Genomic DNA, 5,576 nt, shown 5'->3' with positions numbered 1-5,576 from the left:
AGCATCGCGACGAACTGATTCTGCGTGCTCAGCCGCCGCACCCGCTTGTTCGTTTGATATCTCTCCACAAGCCGATCCAGCACACCCCACGGCACCAGCTTCAGAATGCCGTGAATTACTGTATTGTGGTGGCGCATGGCGGGATCTTCCTTGTGTGTCTCGAACATTTGGCGATGCTCAAGACCGCAGAAGAATCCACGCCATGCGCCATGTCCACCAAAATTAAACCGGACAGCCGTGGCACAGGGCCGGGCATGACGAAACTCAAACAGGGAGGCGCTGGTCAGATTCTTACGACGCCGGCGGCGGCTTCATCATTGCGACCTTGAGCATCGTATCCAGCAGCGTCTCGACGTCGGTGCCATCAGGCAGCCGCTGCAGAATGTCCTCGAGCCGGCCGTCAAGCATCAGCATGGTAAAGCCATGCACCAGCGACCAGGCGCGCGCAATCGCCGCCGCCTGCTCCAGCGTCAAGGCCTCTTTCTCGATTTGCTCCTGCCGGCTCGCCGCGATCGCGCTCGCCAGTCCCGAGAACGAGGCTTCGGCCGCCTCATGCAGCGAGGGTCTCGAATAATCGAGCCGCTCAGTGCGGAACATCAGCCCGTACATGCCGGGATGCGCCTTGGCGTAGCCGACATAGGCCTTGGCGCGCGCCAGCCCCTTCGCCGGATAGGCCACATCCGACGAGCAGGCTGCGGCCATCGCCGCGTTGAACTGCTGGAAACCGATCGCGGCAAGCTCGCTGACGAGACCGGTGAGATCGCCGAAATGATGGGTCGGCGCCGCATGCGACACGCCGGCTTCGCGCGCGACCGCGCGCAACGTGAGGCCAGCGAGCCCATCGCGCTCCAGCACCCGCTCGGCCGCCTGCAGCAAAGCGTCGCGCAGCGCGCCATGGTGATACGGCGCAGCCTCCGAGGCTCCGCGCCGTCCGCGCCTCGTCTTGGCGGCGCGCAAGGGCGCAGCGCGGGCGCTCTGCCTTCTGAGGTTTCGTGCAGGTGCTGCTTTCTTCATCATAGGTCGCGTTATATGACCTTATTTTTACACTGTAAAGATTTTGCTTGACCACTGCCACTGTCCGCTATACCCATATCTTTACGTTGTAAAGATCAAATGGAGGGAGTGTGCGATGCAACAGGAGAGCGCAATCCGGGCCGAGTGGGCGAATCGCGGCCCGATCCCGATGGAATGCGACGCCCCGTTCCTGAAGGTGACCGGCGAGTTGCCGCGCGAATTGAACGGCACGCTTTACCGCAACGGCCCCAACCCGCAATTCGATGCACCAGGCGCGCACTGGTTCGTCGGCGACGGCATGCTGCACGCCTTTCATCTCGAGAACGGCCGTGCCTCCTACCGCAACCGCTGGGTCCGCACCCCGAAATGGCAGGCCGAGCATGACGCCGGCCGGGCGCTGTTCGGCGGCTTTGGCCGCAAGCTGCCGGGCGCGCCGGCTGATCTGACCGACGGCGGGGTCGCCAATACCAACATCATCTTCCACGGCGGCCGCCTGCTGGCGCTGGAGGAAGCGCACCTGCCGACCGAGATCGAGCCCGGCACGCTTGCGACCCGCGGCTATTGCAACTATGGCGGCCGTATCGCCGGTCCTTTCACCGCGCATCCGAAGATCGATCCGTCGACCGGCGAGATGGTGTTCTTCGGCTACAACGCCTCCGGCCCGTTCACGCCCACGCTTTCCTTCGGTGCGGTCAACGCTTCGGGCAAGGTCACGCGCTTCGAGCGCTTCGAGGCGCCCTATGCCAGCATGGTGCACGACTTCATCGTTACCGAAAATCATCTGCTGTTTCCGGTGCTGCCGATCGCCGGCAGCATGGCGCGCGCGATGGGCGGACAGCCCGCTTATGCCTGGGAGCCGGAGAAAGGCGCGCATGTCGGGGTCATGAAGCGCAACGGCCCGACCGAGGACATCGTCTGGTTCCGCGGCGAGGATTGCTACGTCTTCCATGTCATGAACGCCTGGGAAGACGGCAGCCGCATTATCGCCGACGTCATGCAGTTCGAGGAAGCGCCGCTATTCCCGCATCCCGACGGCAGGCCCACCGACTCGAAGAAGTCGCGCGCGCGGTTCTGCCGCTGGACCTTCGATCTTGCCGGCAATACCGATCGCTTTTCGCAGGTTTATCTCGACGATCTCACCGGCGAGTTTCCCCGCGTCGACGACCGCCGCGCTGGAGTCAAGAGCGCGCACGGCTGGTACGCCTGCGCCAATCCCGATCTGCCGACCTTCGGTGCGCTGTCGGGCGTTGTGCACGTCGATGGCAACGGCAAACGGCGCGGCAAATATCATTTGCCCAGCGGCGATGTGATCTCGGAGCCGGTCTTTGTCGAGCGCGGCAAGGATGCCGCGGAGGGTGACGGCTGGCTGCTCGCCGTGGTCTATCGCGCGCGGGAGAATCGCAGCGACCTCGCCGTCTTCAACGGCACCGATGTCGAGGCAGGTCCCGTGGCGCTGGTGCATCTTGCCCATCGCGTTCCAGACGGTTTTCACGGCAATTGGGTGGGGGCGAACTGAGCACGCTCCCCCGTCATTCCGGGGCTCGCGAAGCGAGAGCCCGGAATCCATAACCACGGACTGGGGTTATGGATTCCGGGCCCGCGCCTTGCGGCGCGTCCCGGAATGACGGGACGATTTATATAAGCCGCTGTACAGCCGACAAATTTTCAACCTCAATCAACTAATGTTGACGTTGTAAAGATACCCCTTGACCGCCATTGCTTTAGCCTCTATTCATCTTTCCAATGTAAAGATTGGCCCGGAGAGGCTGATGTCAATGACAATTTTCTTGATCCTTGCGCCCTATGGCGCCTTCGCGACGCTGATGCTGCTGCTGTCGTCCACCGCGAGCCTGCTGACGGCAGCCGGGGTGAGCCTTGCCACCATCGCCATCGACGCTGTTCGCGGCCGCTCGCTGAAAATCCTGCCGGTCAGCTCGGCGATCGTGTTCGTCGGCATCGCCGCCTATCTCAACCTCATCGATCCCAGCATGAGCGGCAAAGCCGTGAAGCTCGCGGTCGATGTCGGCGTGTTCGCCGTCTCGCTCGGCTCGATGCTGCTGCGTTACCCCTTCACCACGCAATATGCGCTCGAATCCGTGCCGGCCGAGATCGCGGCGATGCCGGGCTTCCAACGCGCCAACTACATCATTACCGGCGTGTGGACGGCGTCCATGCTCCTGATGATGCTCGTCAACGCCGCCATTCTCTACGTGCCGGGCCTGCCGATCTGGCTTGGACTTGCAGTCGCCTTCGCCGCGCGCAACAGCGCGGTGTTCTTCACCAAATGGTATTCGGCCCAGCGCCGCACCAGAGACCTCGCGCCGCCGGCCAACGCGCTGCCGAAGGCGCAATAGACACGCGACCCGGAGAAATGCCGATGAAGGACGTCTTCGCCCGCCTTGCCACCGACTTCTTCTCCACCATCGTCTTCCTCATCGTCTATTTCGCCACCGATAGCATCGTGCTCGCGACCGCGGTCGCGATTGCGGGCGCGATCGCGCAAGTGGCCTATAGCCGGATCAAGGGCAAGGAGCTGGGCTTCATGACCTGGGCGAGCCTCGGGCTCGTGATCGTGTTGGGCGGCGCCACGATCCTGACCAGCGACCCGCGCTTCGTGCTGGCGAAACCCGCCATTGCGCATTTCGCCATCGGCGCGATCATGCTCAATCGCGGCTGGATGCTGCGCTACGTGCCGCCGCCGGTGGCCGAGACCATTCCCGAATATGTCACCTTCGCCGGCTTTGCCTGGGCGGTATTGATGTTCGCGCTTGGTGCCGGCACGCTCGCGATCGCGGCGACCGGCGATATCAAGCTGTGGACGATGTACGTCTCGGTGGTCGCCCTCGGCGCCAAGGTTGCGGCCTTCGCGATCCAGTATGCGGCTTTCCGCCTGTTGGTCAGGAGCCGCGTCCGCACGGCCGGCGCTTAAGGCGCGTCACGCCGTTAAACCGATTGGGCTTGCGCGGCGATATAGGCTATACCGCCGCGCTAGCCGTTTTGCAGCGATGACGAGGAGAGACGAATGGCGGTGGACGGAAACTGGAATCTCACCATGACGACGCCGATGGGCGACCGCAACGCGACGCTGAGTCTGAAAAGCGCCGGCGCCACGCTGACCGGCACACAGGGCGCCGATGGCAATTCCACCGAGATTTTCGACGGCACCGTCAACGGCAACGACGTCGCCTGGAAGATATCCATCACCGATCCGATGCCGCTGACGCTGGAGTTCAAGGGCACCATCGCCGGTGACGCCATCTCAGGCGAGATGGGTGTCGGCTTCATGGGCAACTTCCCGTTTACGGGGATGCGGGCTTGACGGTGTCGCCCTTGCGGCTCGCTCAATACCAAATCTGCATCGGCAATCCATACGCATCGCACCCCGTCATGTCCGGAGGCACGCATCCTTCGGGCTCGCGTGCGGCGATCGCGACCGCGCAGGCGTCGAGCACATCGTCACGCTTGGCGCCGGTGCCAATCCGCGCTTCGCCGAGCCACTGATCGATCTCGCGAAATCCCTGCCTTTTGAGGAGCCTGCGGCGCAGCGAATCTCCCTCCTCCGACTTCTTCGGCGGCAGCGGCTTGTGGCCATTGAGCCGCCAGAACACCAGCTCGGGGTGAACTTCACGCACATCGAGCGCAGGCTGGGCGCGCACGAACGCGTCGACCTCCATGATCTTGCGCCCGAGATGCCAGAGCTGGCGCGAGACGCGCGTCTCGTCACGGCGCAGCGCCTCGCTGTTGGCCCGGTCGGGATCGGAAAATTCCTGCCAGAGCCAGCGCCGCGCGCCCGTGAAAACGCGCGAGACATGCGGCCGCAGCTTGTCGCGCGCAAGCAGGTCGCAGGCGCGCTCGCCGTTCTCGGTCATGCCGATGGGAATGTCGATGCCGGCGCGATCGAACGGACCGCGCAGCGCCTCGGAAACGCCGGCGTGAAACGAGATTGTCCGCGTCTCGCCGTCGAGGCCGACCGCAACCCAGCCGCGCGAAAAGCCGTCGAGGCCGATCGCCCTCAACCGAGATTGAGCTCCTTGAAGAAGTCGTTGCCCTTGTCATCGATGATGATGAAGGCGGGGAAATCGACGACCTCGATGCGCCAGATCGCTTCCATGCCGAGCTCCGGATATTCCACCACCTCGACCTTCTTGATGCAGTGCTCGGCGAGGTTCGCCGCCGCGCCGCCGATCGAGCCGAGATAGAAGCCGCCGTGCTTCTTGCAGGCCTCGCGCACCGCGACCGCGCGATTGCCCTTGGCCAGCATCACCATCGAGCCGCCGGCGGCCTGGAACTGATCGACAAAGGAATCCATCCGGCCCGCGGTGGTCGGACCGAACGCGCCGGAGGCATAGCCTTCCGGCGTTTTCGCCGGGCCCGCGTAATAGATCGGATGGTTCTTGAAATAATCCGGCAGCGGCTCGCCTTTCTCCAGCCGCTCGCGCAATTTGGCATGCGCGGAGTCGCGCGCGACGATCATGGTCCCGGTCAGCGACAGCCGCGTCTTGATCGGATGTTTCGAGAGCGTCGCGAGAATGTCCTTCATCGGCTGGTTGAGATTGATCTGG

The 5,576-nt window shown here is 63.7% G+C and carries 8 protein-coding genes; 4 read left to right on the top strand and 4 right to left on the bottom strand.

Going from position 1 to position 5,576, the window contains the following annotated elements; genetic code table 11:
* Both VKR55_RS33105 and VKR55_RS22810 read right to left on the bottom strand, forming a co-directional pair.
* The coding region (locus VKR55_RS33105; protein WP_414642418.1) for a DUF4372 domain-containing protein at nucleotides 1-137 on the bottom strand (137 nt) is incomplete at its 3' end.
* Between the two features lie 154 nt (nucleotides 138-291).
* Complete coding sequence (locus VKR55_RS22810; RefSeq protein WP_324406852.1) at nucleotides 292-1,014, bottom strand: TetR/AcrR family transcriptional regulator; 723 nt, start codon at nucleotides 1,012-1,014, stop codon at nucleotides 292-294.
* A 115-nt stretch (nucleotides 1,015-1,129) separates the two neighbouring features.
* Here VKR55_RS22810 and VKR55_RS22805 point away from each other — a divergent pair, with 115 nt between their 5' ends.
* The 4 genes from VKR55_RS22805 (at nucleotide 1,130) to VKR55_RS22790 (ending at nucleotide 4,333) form a co-directional block, all read left to right on the top strand.
* Nucleotides 1,130-2,530 carry a carotenoid oxygenase family protein gene (locus VKR55_RS22805; protein ID WP_324406851.1) on the top strand — a complete coding sequence of 467 codons (1,401 nt, stop codon included), beginning with the start codon at nucleotides 1,130-1,132 and terminating at the stop codon, nucleotides 2,528-2,530.
* Between the two features lie 259 nt (nucleotides 2,531-2,789).
* Nucleotides 2,790-3,368 carry a hypothetical protein gene (locus VKR55_RS22800; RefSeq protein WP_324406853.1) on the top strand — a complete coding sequence of 193 codons (579 nt, stop codon included), beginning with the start codon at nucleotides 2,790-2,792 and terminating at the stop codon, nucleotides 3,366-3,368.
* A gap of 23 nt (nucleotides 3,369-3,391) precedes the next feature.
* Nucleotides 3,392-3,943: an inner membrane-spanning protein YciB gene (locus VKR55_RS22795; RefSeq protein WP_324406850.1), complete on the top strand. Its 552-nt coding sequence runs from the start codon at nucleotides 3,392-3,394 to the stop codon at nucleotides 3,941-3,943.
* 93 nt (nucleotides 3,944-4,036) lie between these two features.
* Entirely contained in the window at nucleotides 4,037-4,333 is a 297-nt protein-coding gene (locus VKR55_RS22790) for a hypothetical protein (protein ID WP_324406849.1), read from the top strand.
* Between the two features lie 22 nt (nucleotides 4,334-4,355).
* Here VKR55_RS22790 and VKR55_RS22785 read toward each other — a convergent pair whose 3' ends face one another.
* Both VKR55_RS22785 and VKR55_RS22780 read right to left on the bottom strand, forming a co-directional pair.
* Entirely contained in the window at nucleotides 4,356-5,030 is a 675-nt protein-coding gene (locus VKR55_RS22785; protein WP_324406847.1) for a DUF429 domain-containing protein, read from the bottom strand.
* Nucleotides 5,027-5,576 (bottom strand): FumA C-terminus/TtdB family hydratase beta subunit (locus VKR55_RS22780; RefSeq protein WP_324406845.1); only part of this gene is annotated, 550 nt, incomplete at its 5' end. The genes VKR55_RS22785 and VKR55_RS22780, both read right to left, overlap by 4 nt.

This window comes from Bradyrhizobium sp. (genome assembly GCF_035309285.1).
In the GTDB taxonomy this organism is placed as follows: Bacteria; Pseudomonadota; Alphaproteobacteria; order Rhizobiales; family Xanthobacteraceae; genus Bradyrhizobium.
Note: the sequence above shows the minus strand (reverse complement) of the source record. Positions and strands in the feature narration are given on the sequence as shown.

Coding starts and splice junctions, on each gene's coding strand:
- VKR55_RS22810 (WP_324406852.1), bottom strand. CDS start 1,014: ATGAAGAAAGCAGCACCTGCACGAAACCTCAGAAGGCAGAGCGCCCGC.
- VKR55_RS22795 (WP_324406850.1), top strand. CDS start 3,392: ATGAAGGACGTCTTCGCCCGCCTTGCCACCGACTTCTTCTCCACCATC.
- VKR55_RS22800 (WP_324406853.1), top strand. CDS start 2,790: ATGACAATTTTCTTGATCCTTGCGCCCTATGGCGCCTTCGCGACGCTG.
- VKR55_RS22805 (WP_324406851.1), top strand. CDS start 1,130: ATGCAACAGGAGAGCGCAATCCGGGCCGAGTGGGCGAATCGCGGCCCG.
- VKR55_RS22790 (WP_324406849.1), top strand. CDS start 4,037: ATGGCGGTGGACGGAAACTGGAATCTCACCATGACGACGCCGATGGGC.